The sequence below is a fragment of the Shinella sp. 20P9.1.1 genome (assembly GCF_057798995.1).
Genome location: NZ_JBYOLC010000006.1, coordinates 1 through 13,136, shown reverse-complemented (window position 1 = coordinate 13,136; position 13,136 = coordinate 1). Strand labels below are relative to the sequence as shown.

General features: G+C 61.2%; 10 protein-coding genes. 6 read left to right on the top strand and 4 right to left on the bottom strand.

What is annotated here, in order from left to right:
- Window positions 1-168: 168 nt before the first annotated feature.
- Entirely contained in the window at window positions 169-555 is a 387-nt protein-coding gene (locus AC27VQ_RS12040; RefSeq protein WP_488716431.1) for an acyl-CoA thioesterase, read from the top strand.
- Between the two features lie 15 nt (window positions 556-570).
- Window positions 571-1,161 (top strand): hypothetical protein, encoded by a 591-nt coding sequence (locus AC27VQ_RS12035; protein ID WP_421593414.1) that lies wholly within the window; start codon window positions 571-573, stop codon window positions 1,159-1,161.
- Window positions 1,162-1,174: 13 nt separating this feature from the next.
- Here the strand turns inward: AC27VQ_RS12035 and AC27VQ_RS12030 are convergent, their stop codons facing one another.
- Entirely contained in the window at window positions 1,175-1,528 is a 354-nt protein-coding gene (locus AC27VQ_RS12030) for a DMT family protein (protein ID WP_298100209.1), read from the bottom strand.
- A gap of 174 nt (window positions 1,529-1,702) precedes the next feature.
- Here AC27VQ_RS12030 and AC27VQ_RS12025 point away from each other — a divergent pair, with 174 nt between their 5' ends.
- Window positions 1,703-3,700, top strand: a complete 1,998-nt coding sequence (locus tag AC27VQ_RS12025; RefSeq protein WP_488716430.1) for a putative bifunctional diguanylate cyclase/phosphodiesterase — start codon at window positions 1,703-1,705, stop codon at window positions 3,698-3,700.
- A 78-nt stretch (window positions 3,701-3,778) separates the two neighbouring features.
- Here AC27VQ_RS12025 and AC27VQ_RS12020 read toward each other — a convergent pair whose 3' ends face one another.
- Both AC27VQ_RS12020 and AC27VQ_RS12015 read right to left on the bottom strand, forming a co-directional pair.
- Window positions 3,779-5,230 carry an NCS1 family nucleobase:cation symporter-1 gene (locus tag AC27VQ_RS12020; protein ID WP_488716429.1) on the bottom strand — a complete coding sequence of 484 codons (1,452 nt, stop codon included), beginning with the start codon at window positions 5,228-5,230 and terminating at the stop codon, window positions 3,779-3,781.
- Window positions 5,231-5,570: 340 nt separating this feature from the next.
- Window positions 5,571-6,143: an NAD(P)H-dependent oxidoreductase gene (locus AC27VQ_RS12015; protein ID WP_488716428.1), complete on the bottom strand. Its 573-nt coding sequence runs from the start codon at window positions 6,141-6,143 to the stop codon at window positions 5,571-5,573.
- Between the two features lie 88 nt (window positions 6,144-6,231).
- On the opposite strand from AC27VQ_RS12015, the gene AC27VQ_RS12010 reads away from it, so the two are divergent.
- Complete coding sequence (locus AC27VQ_RS12010) at window positions 6,232-7,140, top strand: LysR family transcriptional regulator (RefSeq protein WP_488716427.1); 909 nt, start codon at window positions 6,232-6,234, stop codon at window positions 7,138-7,140.
- On the opposite strand, the gene AC27VQ_RS12005 is transcribed toward AC27VQ_RS12010, so the two are convergent.
- Window positions 7,137-8,084, bottom strand: coding sequence for a hypothetical protein (locus tag AC27VQ_RS12005; protein WP_488716426.1), 948 nt, complete (start codon window positions 8,082-8,084; stop codon window positions 7,137-7,139). The genes AC27VQ_RS12010 and AC27VQ_RS12005 overlap by 4 nt on opposite strands.
- Window positions 8,085-8,198: 114 nt before the next feature.
- On the opposite strand from AC27VQ_RS12005, the gene uvrB reads away from it, so the two are divergent.
- Entirely contained in the window at window positions 8,199-11,330 is a 3,132-nt protein-coding gene (gene uvrB / locus AC27VQ_RS12000; protein ID WP_488716425.1) for an excinuclease ABC subunit UvrB, read from the top strand.
- 318 nt (window positions 11,331-11,648) lie between these two features.
- Window positions 11,649-13,115 carry a reverse transcriptase domain-containing protein gene (locus AC27VQ_RS11995; RefSeq protein WP_488716652.1) on the top strand — a complete coding sequence of 489 codons (1,467 nt, stop codon included), beginning with the start codon at window positions 11,649-11,651 and terminating at the stop codon, window positions 13,113-13,115.
- Window positions 13,116-13,136 lie beyond the last annotated feature (21 nt).

Here is a 13,136-nt window from a genome sequence, read left to right as displayed (position 1 = left end):
GCGCCTTGTGCCCGAGGGTCCGGGAAACCCTTTAAAATCGTCTAAAATTGCAATCATCAATTTTGGGATCGCGCATATATACGAGAAGGCAGGGCAGATGCCCTGCACCTGCCTCTTTCTCCCTCGCCCGCATTCGGCTAGACCAAGGGAAAGATGGAGAGGACCCGCATGACAGACACCCGGACGCCGAACGGCCAGCTCACCCTTCGCACGCTCGCCATGCCGGGCGATGCCAATGCCGCCGGCGATATTTTCGGTGGCTGGGTCATGGCGCAGATGGACTTGGCTTCGGGCATCCGCGCGGCGGAACGCGCCCGCGGCCGCGTCGTAACCGCAGCCGTCAAGGAAATGGCCTTCGAACTGCCGGTGAAGATCGGCGACACGCTCAGCATCTACACCGACATCGCCCGCGTCGGCCGCACCTCGATCACGCTCAGCGTCGAGGCCTGGGCGCAGCGCTACCTGACGACGACGCTGGAAAAGGTGACTGGCGCCACCTTCATCATGGTCGCCCTCGACCAGTCCGGCCAGCCCACGCCCGTTCCTGTCGACTAAGAGGGCGGGAAAGCGATGGAGCACACGCCCCCGGATCCCGCACTGTTCGGCCATGTGCGCGTCGTCATCGGCATGGTGGTCAGTCTCAGCATCGCCCGCATCCTGACGGGCGTCGCCCTGCTCGTCCAGCATCCCGGCAAGGTGAAGCCCTATCCCGTGCATCTCGCCTGGGCCGGGTTCCTCCTGCTGTTCCTGTTGCATTTCTGGTGGTGGGAATTTCGTCTGCAGGCGCTGACGACGATCGGCTTCGGCGTCTATCTCTTCCTGATCAGCTATTGCTGCCTGTTCTTCCTGCTCGCGGTGATGCTCTTTCCCACCGTGCTCGACGACTATGCCGGCTACGAGGACTATTTCTATTCCCGCCGCAAATGGTTCTTCGGCGTCTTCGCCCTCGTCTTCGCCGTGGACCTGATCGACACGGCCCTCAAGGGCGAAGCCTATTTCGGCTCCTTCGGCTACGAATACCCGCTGCGCAACGCCGTCTTCATCCTGCTCTGCCTCACCGCCGCCTGGACCGCCAGCCGCCGCTACCACGTCACCTTCGTGACGCTGGGCATCCTCTATCAATTGAGCTGGATTTTCCGGGCGTTCGATATGCTGGAATAGGATCGATCGACATTCAGCCCTTGAACACGAAGGCCGCGCCTGCTGCGATCAGCATGAAACCGACGGCGTGGTTCCAGGTGAGGCTTTCCTTCAGCCAGAAGACGGAGAAACCAGCGAAGACCAGGAGTGTAATGACTTCCTGGATGGTCTTGAGCTGTGCCGCCGAATAGACCTCGTGACCGATACGGTTGGCCGGCACGGCCAGGCAATATTCGAAGAAGGCGATGCCCCAGCTGGCAAGGATCGCGATGAAGAGCGGCGCCGATTTGAACTTCAGGTGGCCATACCAGGCAAAGGTCATGAAGACGTTGGAAAGGGCGAGCAGCACGATCGGCCAGACGGCCGCGGGGTTGAGGCTGAAGGGCATGGGTGATTCCTGACGCTGGGGAGACTTTATGCACGGAAATATCCGAGCCGCCGCCGCCGTCAAGCCCGGAACCTCATGGATTCTCGCGATCCCCCGTTAAGACAATCTTATGCCCACCGCCACACCATCCGCCCACATCGCCGTGGCGGCGATTCCGTCTGAATCGGGAAGACAATGACGAATGCGGCCCGGCTGATGCCGGAGGATGAAGCGACACGACGGCAGATACTCTCCGCACAGGCCCTGTCCGTGCTGGACGGCATCACCCTGTCGCTCGGCGCCAACTGCTTCCTCGCCGCCACCACCGCCGCCGTGCTCTGGCTGGATGAACCGAGCGCCGGCATCCTGGCCTGGCTCGCCACCGTCCTCGCCATCAATCTCGCCCGCTATATCGGTGTGCGCATCGTCCGCCGGCTCAACTGCGCGGTGGAGCGGCCGAAGCGTGCGCTCGGCGTGCTGTCGCTCGGCGCGCTCGGCGGCGGCCTCGCCTGGAGCCTGCCGCCCTTCATCGGCGCGGCCTATGGGGCAAACGGCCTCAATCCCTACCTCATCTTCATCATCGCCGGCATCTGCGCGGGCTCGCTCATGCAGAGCACCGCCTATGCCCGCACCGCCCTAGTCTTTGCCGGGCCGCCGCTCGCCACGATCATCCTTTCCCTCCTGCTCACCGGAACGACGGCCGCCCTTGTCATCTCCGCCGACGTGCTTTTGCTCGCCGTCATGATGCTGCGCGCCAGCCAGCTCAGCGAGGCGGGCTTCATCCGCAGCCAGATCGATCGGCTGAAAGCCGTGGCGCTTGCCGCCTCGCTGTCGGACGCCAATGCGAAAATCCGCCAGTCCTACGAGCAACTCGCCTCGCTCGCCAACCGCGACCCGCTGACCGGGCTCGGCAATCGCGCGCTGTTCAACCAGCGCCTGCGCGATCTGCTCGACGGGACCGTGCCCAGCGGCACGCTCGCCCTGCTCGCAATCGACCTCGACCGCTTCAAGGCGATCAACGACACGATGGGCCACGGCGCCGGCGATGCCGTGCTGACAGAGATCGCTGGCCGCCTCGCCAGCCTCACCGGCCCAGATGATACGGTCGTGCGCCTCGGCGGCGACGAGTTCGCCGTCATCATCGAAGGAGACAATGCGGAAGCGCGCGGCCGCGAAATCGGCAACGGCATCGTTCGCCTCGCCGCCGAACCCATCGTCATCGACGAGCGGCCCGTCACCGTCGGCGCCAGCGCCGGCCTTGCGCTGCATCCCCATCATGGCGAGACCGCCGACGATCTTTTCGCCAGCGCCGATATCGCGCTCTATGCCGCCAAGGAAGGCGGCCGCCGCCGTCTCGGCCTGTTCAATCCGGTCCTCAAGGCCCGCATCGAGCGCCAGCGTCTCATCGAGGCCAGCCTGACGGAGGCCATCGAGAACCGCGACCTGACCGTCGTCTTCCAGCCGCAGGTAGAACTCGCCACCGGCCGCGTCACCGGCTTCGAGGCGCTGCTGCGCTGGTCGCACACCGAACTCGGCGCCGTCAGCCCGCCGGATATCGTGCGCGCCGCCCATGCCCTGCATATATCGCCTTCATTGACCGGCTATGTCGCGACCCGCGCCGCCGAGCTGCTGCAAACCCTGCCGCGCCTCGGCCTGCCGGAGGCTGCGGTCGCCGTGAATGTCTCGCCGCGCGAATTTTCCGGCAATACGCTGTCGCGCTTGCTCACCGACATCGTTCACGCGCATAAGGTTTCCCCGGCGCTGATGGAAATCGAGATCACCGAGGAAGCGACGCTCGATACGCAGGCGGCCGGCGCCGAGCTTGCCCGGCTGGAGGCCGCCGGCTTCCGCCTGGCGGTCGATGATTTCGGCATGGGGCATTCCTCGCTCGCCTATCTCGTCAGCCTGCATATCGACCGGCTGAAGATCGACCGCAGCTTCGTCAAGGGCATCGCCACCAGCCGCGAGAACCAGGCCCTCATCGCCGCCCTCATTGGCATCGGCCATGCGCTGTCCATCGATATCGTGGTGGAAGGCGTCGAGAACGAGGAGGAGGCCGAAGTCCTGCGCATGCTCGGCTGCCGCCACGCCCAGGGCTACCATTTCGCCCGCCCGATGCCCGCCGCCGACATCCCGCGCTGGCTCGACCAGCATGCCGCGCACATGGCCCGGATGGCGACCGGCGAACACTAGATTTTCAGGTGTGTCATGAGCAAAAAAGCCCCGGGCGTTTCCGCCCGGGGCCATGAAGCGACGTCTATAAGCCTACGATCAGGCCGGCAGAGCCTTGCGCAGGCTGGAGGCGCGCAGGCCGTAGTAGATGATGCCGGCAATGGCGACGCCGAAGAACCAGCCATAGACACCCCACCAGGACGGCATGATGCTGGTGAAGCCCGGCAGGATCGACGAGAAGACGATGCCGACACCGGCAGCGATCAGCGCGTTGACATGCCAGCCGTTCTCGAAGCGGAACTCGCCGTCTTCACGGTAGAGCGCCTCGACATTCACCCGGCCTTTGCGGATGAGGTAGTAGTCGACCATCATGACGCCGAAGATCGGGCCCATCGTGTTGCCGATCATGTTGACGAAATGCGCTGCACCGCTTTCCCAGGGCGCGAAGGGATAGAGCACGAGCGCGATGAACGCCGCGATATAGCCGCCCTTCTTGAAGTCGATATGCTTGGGGAAGACGTTGGCGAAGTCGAAGGCCGGCGAGACGAAGTTCGCCACGACGTTGATGCCGAGCGTGGCCACCGCGAAGGTGAGCGCGGCGAGCAGCGCCAGGAAGACGCTGTCGAATTTGGCCGAGATCTGGTCGGGATGCAGCAGCACCTCGCCATAGACGCTATAGGCCGCAATCGTGGTGACGCCGGCGACCAGCGAGAACAGGATGAGGTTGACCGGCAGGCCCCAGAGATTGCCGACCGTCAGCGAACGCTCGCTCGGGCAATAGCGCGAGAAGTCGCAGAAGTTGAGATAGAGCGCCGAGAAATAGGTGACCCAGATCGCCGCAACTGCACCGAGAGCGGCAAGCGAGCCCGGCACGCCCGGTACACCCGCATCCTTGGTCTTCTCCAGCAGCACGTCCATCGGGATCGTGTGGCTGAGCGAGAAACCGCCGGCCTTGACGACGAGATAGACGGCAAGCAGCAGCATCATGACCCAGACGGCAGGACCGGCCCAGTCCTGGAACTTGCGCACCGTTTCCATACCGTTCTGGATGATCAGCAGCTGAAGGCCCCAGACGACGACATAGCAGATCAGTTCCAGCGTCGAATGGCCGAGCATGTGGCTCGACTGGTGAAATTGCAGCAGGCTCTCGTTGCGGATGAGCAGCGCAACGATGGCGCCGGAAGCGGCCGCCGTCTGTGCGCCATACCAGAAGCAGGCGACGATGGCCCGCACGATGGCCGGGAAGTTCGCGCCCCAGATGCCGAAGGAGGCGCGGGCGAGAACCGGAAACGGCACGCCGGTGCGCACGCCGGCAAGGCCGACCATGTGCATCAGGAAGAAGATCATCAGCGAGCCGACGCCGATGGCCAGCAGGAAGTTCACGAAGCTTCCACAGAAGAGAAACAGGCTGGCGGCGAGATAATAGCCCCACAGGCTGTGCACGTCCGATGTCCAGACGTTGAAGATGGAGAAGGCCCCCCAATTGCGCTCCGTCGCGGGCGCAAGGTCCTCGTTATACAGTTGCGGTGATGCACCGGGTGGTATCGTCATCCTAATCCCTCCTGACGTTTGAACCCTGTGCGACCTATCTGATCCTGTGTTTCCGGGGTGTCAATCGAGCAAAAATAGCCTGCGCCATCAGCGGGTTGCGGGAGAAAGCGGCCGCCATCACGAAATTGTTAACAAAAACAGCAAGCTATCGTTCACAGCAATGTCGTTGGCGTTGAGCCCGGCATTAGAAAGCGAACAAGACTTTCAATCGCCGGAATAAAATCTTTCGCATCAGATCGGGGTAGTCCGGTTGAAAGCGACGGCGGACTCCCCTCCGCCGGATGCCGAGAGACGCAGCCGGGCCAATCGCCCGGCCCCTCGTTCCCTCGATGCTCGCCCATCACCCCCAGGCTTCCACGAGAAAACGCTGCGTATCCTCCCGCCGCCACGTTTCGAGGATCGCCGCATAGTCCTTCGCCGCGCTGTGCAGCGAGAGATCGTCGAGCTTGTCCGCGCGATAGACCAGGAACGGCGCCTGCCACGGCAGGCTGCACCGGTGCGCCGTCGCCTCCAGCGGGCGCAGCAGCTCTTCCATGGTGAACTTGTTGGCGCCACCGCGCTGATAGGCCTCCGGCACATTGCCGGCCGTTGCGACGACGAGCAGCGGCTTGCCCTCCAGCAGGCGCCCCTCGGTCGGATAGCTGATGTAGAACATGCGGGTCAGCACCGCATCCTTCCACGCCTGCAACAGCGGCGGCGTGGCATACCACTGGATCGGGAACTGCAGCACGATCCGGTCGGCCGCAAGCAGCCGCGCCACCTCGCGATCCGCATCGACCGCGCCATCGGGGTAGAGCGCGTACATATCGGCGACTTCGATACCCGGTAGGCGGGCGGCCGCACCGGCCAGCGCCGCATTGGCGCGCGAGCGGTTGAGATCGGGGTGGAAGAGAAGGATCAAGGTCTTGCTCATGGCGTCGTCTCCTGTGTTGACGCCATCAGGATGCCGCGCATGCTGAAATCATCCATTGGAATGATTTGTATATGCTATTATCGATCTCATGAATTTAAGATCCGTCGACCTGAACCTTCTCGTTATTCTCGACGCCCTGCTCGACGAGGCCCATGTCTCGCGCGCCGCCGCAAAGCTCAACCTGTCGCAGCCCGCCACATCGAGCGCGCTTGACCGCTGCCGCCATCTCTTCGGGGATCCGTTGCTGGAGCGCGGCAAGGGCGGCATGCGCCTGACGCCGAAGGCGGAAAGCCTGCGCGATCCGCTCAAAACCCTTCTCGTCGGCATCGCCGCCGTGGTCGATGCACCGGAGGAACCGCTCGCCGAAATCCGCCAGACCGTGCGCATTCTCACCGCCGATTTTCCCGGCATCCTGATCGCCGGCGCCCTGCACCGCGCGCTCGCCCAGTCCGCCCCCGGCATCGACCTGGTCATCCAGCCCTGGCATGGCGCGCCCGAGGCGCTGGAATCGCTGGCCCGCGGTGCCAGCGACATCGCCCTCTCGGTCTTCCCGACCGTCGACGAGACCGCCTTCCACCGCGAGACGCTGGTCGACGAGCACTACGTCGTCGCCATGCGGAAGAATCATCCCGCCGCGCAGCACTTCACGCTGGACCGCTGGCTCGCCTTTCCGCACATCCTCGTCTCCGGCCGCGGCGATACGCGCACGCCCTTCGACGACCAGCTCGCCCCCCTCGGCAAGACCCGCCGCGTCGGCATCGTCGTGCCCAGCTTCCTGATGGTACCCGCGCTTCTGGACGACAGCGATCTCATCGCCATGATGCCGAGCCATTGCCTGCCGCCGGAGGCCGCAACGCGCTTCCACGTCGCCCTTCCCCCCATCCCCGTCACCGGCTTCCCCCTCCACCTCGCCTGGCACCGCCGCCGCGACAAGGATCGCGCGGTGCAGCATGTGGCGGATGAGGTGCGGACGCTCTTCGTCGGCCTGACGAACTAACCGATCTTGCTGACCAGCTTCGCCGTCGCCAGCAGTGTGACGATATCGCGGATCATCGGCCTCAGGTGCCGGTCGAAATCGATCGGCGTATCCACCGGCGGCAGCTCGAAGAAATTCTTCTTCGAGGGCAGCAGCAGATAACAATCCCGCCGCCGCAGCGCGAGACGCACCACGTCGTCGCGCCATTCGGTGGAGAGGTAATCAAGTGCCTTGGCGAGCGCGCCCTGCACGATGGGTGTCGCGGCATCCGGCCGGTCGGTGCGGAATTCGTGCGAAGCGTCGAGTTCAGGATTGCCGCTCGTCACCAGCGGCATGGAACTGCCGCCGAAGAGATCGCGGAAGAACAGCTGCACGCTGTTCGGCTTGCGAGCAGCAAGCAACAAACCTGGAAATTCCTCGTCGCGCACGAAATGGAAGATGATGCCCTTGAAGGTGGTGTTCCGGCTCTTGCCGCTGCCGGTGCTCATCTCCGTCTCCGAAAGCGTAAAGGCCAGCCCCTCATGCCTGCCGGCGATCATGTCGCCGTGTTCGCTGCGATCGCGCGCCAAGAGCTCCTTGCCGGGCATGGCGCCCATGAAGCGCGGCTCGACGCCGTGCCCATACTGCACCTCGTCGATGAAGCCGAAGACCAGCGGCAGCAGGCGGTCGCGCAAATCCTGCTGGAAGCGCTTCGACGGCGCCTGCGCGACACGCCAGACGACCGTGCCGCCGAAAAACAGCAGCCCCAGCACGATGCCGACGATATTCTTGTCGATCTCGGTGAAGGCGATATAGGCGAAAATGCCGGCCAGAACGACATAGCCGCCGAACAGCAGCACCATGTTGACATAGAGCGTGTTAGTCACCCGGCCGCGCTCGGCATTGTAGGCCGCCACCGCCTCGTGCAGCGCCGCCAGCGCGCTCTCCTTCGGCATCAATGCCGCCTCGTCAATCACCGTATCCATGATCGCCCCCTCGCCCTGCCTTCCCTGATAACGGGCAGAGACGGCCGCAAATTCGTTTCCCTTTTGTACTCAAAACCCCTTTTCTTTCCGCCTGACTCTCTCCATATTCCCCGCATGGCCAAAGCTCCGAAAAAACCCACCGCCTCGAACCCCGGTTTCGAGGAAGCCCCGCAATCGCCTTTCGAGGGCGCGCCCCTGTCCGGCAGCGTCTCGGATTGGGTGAAGCAGCTCGAGGCGGAAGCCGAGGCGGGAAGCGTCGAAAGCCGCCGCGAGGTCGCCTCCAAGGCGGGCAAACACCGCAAGACGGTGGAGAACGCCGCCCGCCGCCATACGGAAAACGTCACGGCCTCCAAGACCTCGCGCGGCGTCTCCATCGGCGGGTCCTCGGACCCGAAGACCCGCGCCGCCGCCGGCCTCAACCCGGTCTCCGGCATGGATGTCTCGCTGGAAGACGCCGCATCGCTCAATGCCGGCACGGCCGTCACCGCGACGGTGGAAGCGCTGTCCGCCCTCATCGAGAGCGGCAACCCGCTGTTCAAGGACGGCAAGCTCTGGACGCCGCACCGCCCCGCCCGCCCCGCCAAGTCGGAAGGCGGCATCCCTATCCGCATGATCAGCGAATACCAGCCCGCCGGCGACCAGCCGACCGCGATTGCCGATCTCGTCGAGGGCCTGTCCTCCGGCGAGCGCAGCCAGGTCCTGCTCGGCGTCACCGGCTCCGGCAAAACCTTCACCATGGCCAAGGTGATCGAGCAGACGCAGCGCCCCGCCGTCATCCTCGCGCCGAATAAGACGCTGGCCGCCCAGCTCTACAGCGAGTTCAAGAACTTCTTTCCGGAAAACGCGGTCGAATATTTCGTCTCCTACTACGATTATTACCAGCCGGAAGCCTATGTGCCGCGCTCCGATACCTTCATCGAGAAGGAATCGTCGATCAACGAGCAGATCGACCGCATGCGCCACTCCGCCACCCGTTCGCTGCTGGAGCGCGACGACTGCATCATCGTCGCCTCGGTCTCCTGCATCTACGGTATCGGCTCGGTCGAGACCTACACCGCCATGACCTTCCAGATGGAGGTGGGCGAACGGCTCGACCAGCGCCAGCTGCTCGCCGACCTCGTCGCCCAGCAATACAAGCGCCGCGAGATGGATTTTCAGCGCGGCAGTTTTCGCGTGCGCGGCGATACGATCGAAATCTTCCCGGCACACTTGGAGGATGCCGCCTGGCGCATCTCGATGTTCGGCGACGAGATCGACGCGATCACCGAATTCGATCCGCTGACCGGCCAGAAGACCGGCGACCTGAAATCGGTGAAAATCTACGCCAACAGCCACTACGTCACCCCGCGCCCGACGCTGAACGGCGCCATCAAGGCGATCAAGGAGGAGCTGAAGCTGCGCCTCGCCGAGCTGGAAAAGGCCGGCCGCCTGCTGGAGGCGCAGCGCCTGGAGCAGCGCACGCGCTACGATATCGAGATGCTGGAGGCCACCGGCTCCTGCGCCGGCATCGAGAACTATTCGCGCTACCTCACCGGCCGCAAGCCCGGCGAGCCGCCGCCGACCCTCTTCGAATACATCCCCGACAACGCGCTGATCTTCATTGACGAAAGCCACGTCACGATCCCGCAGATCGGCGGCATGTATCGCGGCGACTTCCGCCGCAAGGCGACGCTGGCCGAATACGGCTTCCGCCTGCCCTCCTGCATGGACAACCGCCCGCTGCGCTTCGAGGAATGGGACGCCATGCGCCCCGACACGATCGCCGTCTCGGCCACCCCCGGCAACTGGGAAATGGAAGCGGCCGGCGGCGTCTTCGCCGAGCAAGTCATCCGCCCGACCGGCCTGATCGACCCGCCCGTCGAGGTACGCCCGGCGAAAAGCCAGGTGGACGACGTGCTGGGCGAAATCCGCGAGACCGCGCAGGCCGGCTACCGCACGCTCGTCACCGTGCTCACCAAGCGCATGGCCGAAGACCTCACCGAATACCTGCACGAACAGGGTGTTCGCGTGCGCTACATGCACAGCGACATCGACACGCTGGAGCGCATCGAGATCATCCGCGACCTGCGTCTCGGCGCCTTCGACGTGCTCGTCGGCATCAACCTGCTGCGCGAAGGTCTCGACATTCCCGAATGCGGCTTCGTCGCCATCCTCGATGCCGACAAGGAAGGTTTTTTGCGCTCGGAGACGTCTCTCGTGCAGACCATTGGTCGTGCGGCGCGAAACGTCGACGGCAAGGTCATCCTCTATGCCGACCAGATCACCGGCTCCATGCAACGCGCCATGGACGAGACGACCCGCCGCCGCGAAAAGCAGGTCGCCTATAACGAGGCGCACGGCATCACCCCGGAATCGGTGAAGGCCAGGATTTCCGACATCCTCGACTCGGTCTACGAGCGCGACCATGTCCGCGCCGACATTTCCGGCGTCTCCGGCAAGGGCTTTGCCGATGGCGGCAACCTCGTCGGCAACAACCTGCAGGCCCATCTCAACGCGCTGGAAAAAGCCATGGGCGACGCCGCCGCCGATCTCGATTTCGAAAAGGCCGCCCGCCTGCGCGACGAGATCAAACGCCTCAAGGCCGCCGAACTCGCCGTCATGGACGACCCGATGGCGCGGCAAGAGGCGAAGAGCGCCGAAGGCGCGACAGGGAGCATGAAAAACCCGGCGCGGAGCGCCGAAGGCGCGAATGGGAATGCAAAAGGTTCGGCGAGAAGTCAGGAAGGCAGCAATAGCGGAAAGGCCGGCGCTGCCGCCTCCGGCACACCATCGGGAAAGTCGCGCCCAACCTCGCCGACGTCATCCTCGGGCTCGACCCGAGGATCCACCACCGCAGACGCGGACGTGGCCTCGAAATCCCTCTTCCAAAAACCCTCGCTCGACGACATGGGCCCGGGCACCGACACCGAACGCCCGCTCTTCCGCAAGCCTTCGCTGGACGAGATGGGCCGCGACGTCGCCACGCCCGCGGGCAAATCGCTGTTCCGCCGCAACACGCTCGACGAAATGACCGTCGGCCGCACTGAAAAGCCCGTCACCGGAGACCTGCCCGCCCGCCCGGAGGAAACCCTCTCCACCAAAAAACGCCACGCCCCCCTCCTCGAAGGCCAACCCGAACGTGCCGATGGTGCCGACGACGCGAAGCCGGTCCGGCGGGGGAAGATTGGCGCAGGGAGCTATGAGGACCCGGCGGAGGCGAAGCGGAAAGCGCGAACGAAGGGGAAAACGGGACGGCCGGGGCGATAGACAGCAACTCCCGCTAATTTCCAATTATGCCCGTTTACTTCACGTCAAAATTGCATATTCTAAAAATAGTCACTTGCGTGATAGCCGAGGTTCAAAGCTCTCTTTGCAGGACGACTGCGATAGTCGTTCGCCCTTCGCAAACGACCCCCTGACTGTAGGACAGTTCGGCGCATTGCCTCCGCCTTAATCGGCGGAGGCGGTGTCGGATGGAGGAATTGTGCAAGACCTCATACAAAAAGCTATCGAAACCAAAGCTAAATCTATGCTTCGGAAAATCGATATAGATCACTACTATCAACGTAGTTACAGAGAAAATTCCTGAAACGCACTGCGAGCACTGCTCCAAAAGTAAAAAATCAATACCCTTGGTATTGGGAGCAATATCCGCTATTCGATCCTCGTCATTGTCTTTCACGATCAAAGTTCTACGCAAAGGTAATATGGGCGAAAATTCAAGATCGCACATATGAACCGGCGCCAGCCATCGAACTATCCATCCCCAAAGAGACAGGCGGAACGCGGGAGATTATGGTATTTTCCATAATAGATACGGCGGTAGCCAGCCTATTTCATAAAAGATTAACCAAGAAAAATATAAATATATTTTCCCCATACAGCTTTTCATTCAGGCCAGACAAATCGATATACGATGCAATAATACAAATAAAATCATTTATTTCGGAAGACAAGACATACATAGTTCAATATGATTTCTCTAAATACTTTGACACAATAGATCACAATTATTTGTCAAAAATACTGGATGAGAAGGAGTATTTCTTCACAACTCAAATTGAGAGATTTCTCCTAAAGAAATTCATGGCGCATCGGTATTTGAGGCAATCCCGGATTGGACCACCACAAATCCTTCATAAAATTCGCGGCGTTCCACAAGGTTGCTCGCTGTCTCTGTTTCTGTCCAACATTGCGGCGCATGAACTAGATAAACGACTAGAACAGCAAAACGGGCAATTTGTCCGCTTTGCTGATGATGTATTGTGTGCGACCAAAAATCACGATGACGCACTACTTGTTGCGGACGAGTTCAAAGCTCATTGTGAGCGATCAGGTGTTCGAATTAATTTTGATAAATCGCCAGGAATTGAGAAACTCAAATCCTTGATCCCATCCCAAGAGCGTACTTTTTACTTAAACGACGGCGAAGGCCATGACCTTCGCCACATCGATCATTTCTCATATCTAGGGCACAAAATTTCGAAGAGCCACATCGGCCTCACAGATAAAGCAGTAAGGAAAATAAAGAGAAAAGTCAGCAAGATTATATATATACATTTATTACTTAACCCCAAAAAAGGGCTGTTCTCAAAATCAAGAGTAAACGTCTCAGCGCACGACTGGGATCTGGTAACATGCCTTAACGAAATTAGAAAATACGTATATGGGAAACTGAAACATAAACAGTTAGTAGATTTCATCGAAAGCAATAAAAAGATAAAAACCATTCAAGGGCTGATGTCATTCTACGTATTAGTCGATCAAGTTGACAAACTTAGTGAACTCGATGGATGGCTTCTGAACATAATCCAGAGAGCCCTGGGTGAAAGGAAAAAAGCTTTACTAAAGCTCGGCATAAAGTCATATAAATTACCGGAAAAAATAGAGCTAATCGATGGCTCATGGTATAAAGACACGAAGACACCAAACGAAACAAAAATTCCCAGTTTCGTTTTAGCGTGGAGATGTGCTAGAAAATATCTTTACAGGTATGGCTTCCAAGACATTAGAGAACCAGACTACTATTCTTTAGTCTCATCTTATACGTAATTTCTGTTGGTTCGAAGCAAT

Bases quoted from the DNA above. Each gene is read 5' to 3' on its own strand.
- AC27VQ_RS12030 (WP_298100209.1), bottom strand. From the start codon at position 1,528: ATGCCCTTCAGCCTCAACCCCGCGGCCGTCTGGCCGATCGTGCTGCTC.
- AC27VQ_RS12035 (WP_421593414.1), top strand. From the start codon at position 571: ATGGAGCACACGCCCCCGGATCCCGCACTGTTCGGCCATGTGCGCGTC.
- AC27VQ_RS12005 (WP_488716426.1), bottom strand. From the start codon at position 8,084: ATGGATACGGTGATTGACGAGGCGGCATTGATGCCGAAGGAGAGCGCG.
- uvrB (WP_488716425.1), top strand. From the start codon at position 8,199: ATGGCCAAAGCTCCGAAAAAACCCACCGCCTCGAACCCCGGTTTCGAG.
- AC27VQ_RS12040 (WP_488716431.1), top strand. From the start codon at position 169: ATGACAGACACCCGGACGCCGAACGGCCAGCTCACCCTTCGCACGCTC.
- AC27VQ_RS12010 (WP_488716427.1), top strand. From the start codon at position 6,232: ATGAATTTAAGATCCGTCGACCTGAACCTTCTCGTTATTCTCGACGCC.
- AC27VQ_RS12015 (WP_488716428.1), bottom strand. From the start codon at position 6,143: ATGAGCAAGACCTTGATCCTTCTCTTCCACCCCGATCTCAACCGCTCG.
- AC27VQ_RS12025 (WP_488716430.1), top strand. From the start codon at position 1,703: ATGACGAATGCGGCCCGGCTGATGCCGGAGGATGAAGCGACACGACGG.
- AC27VQ_RS12020 (WP_488716429.1), bottom strand. From the start codon at position 5,230: ATGACGATACCACCCGGTGCATCACCGCAACTGTATAACGAGGACCTT.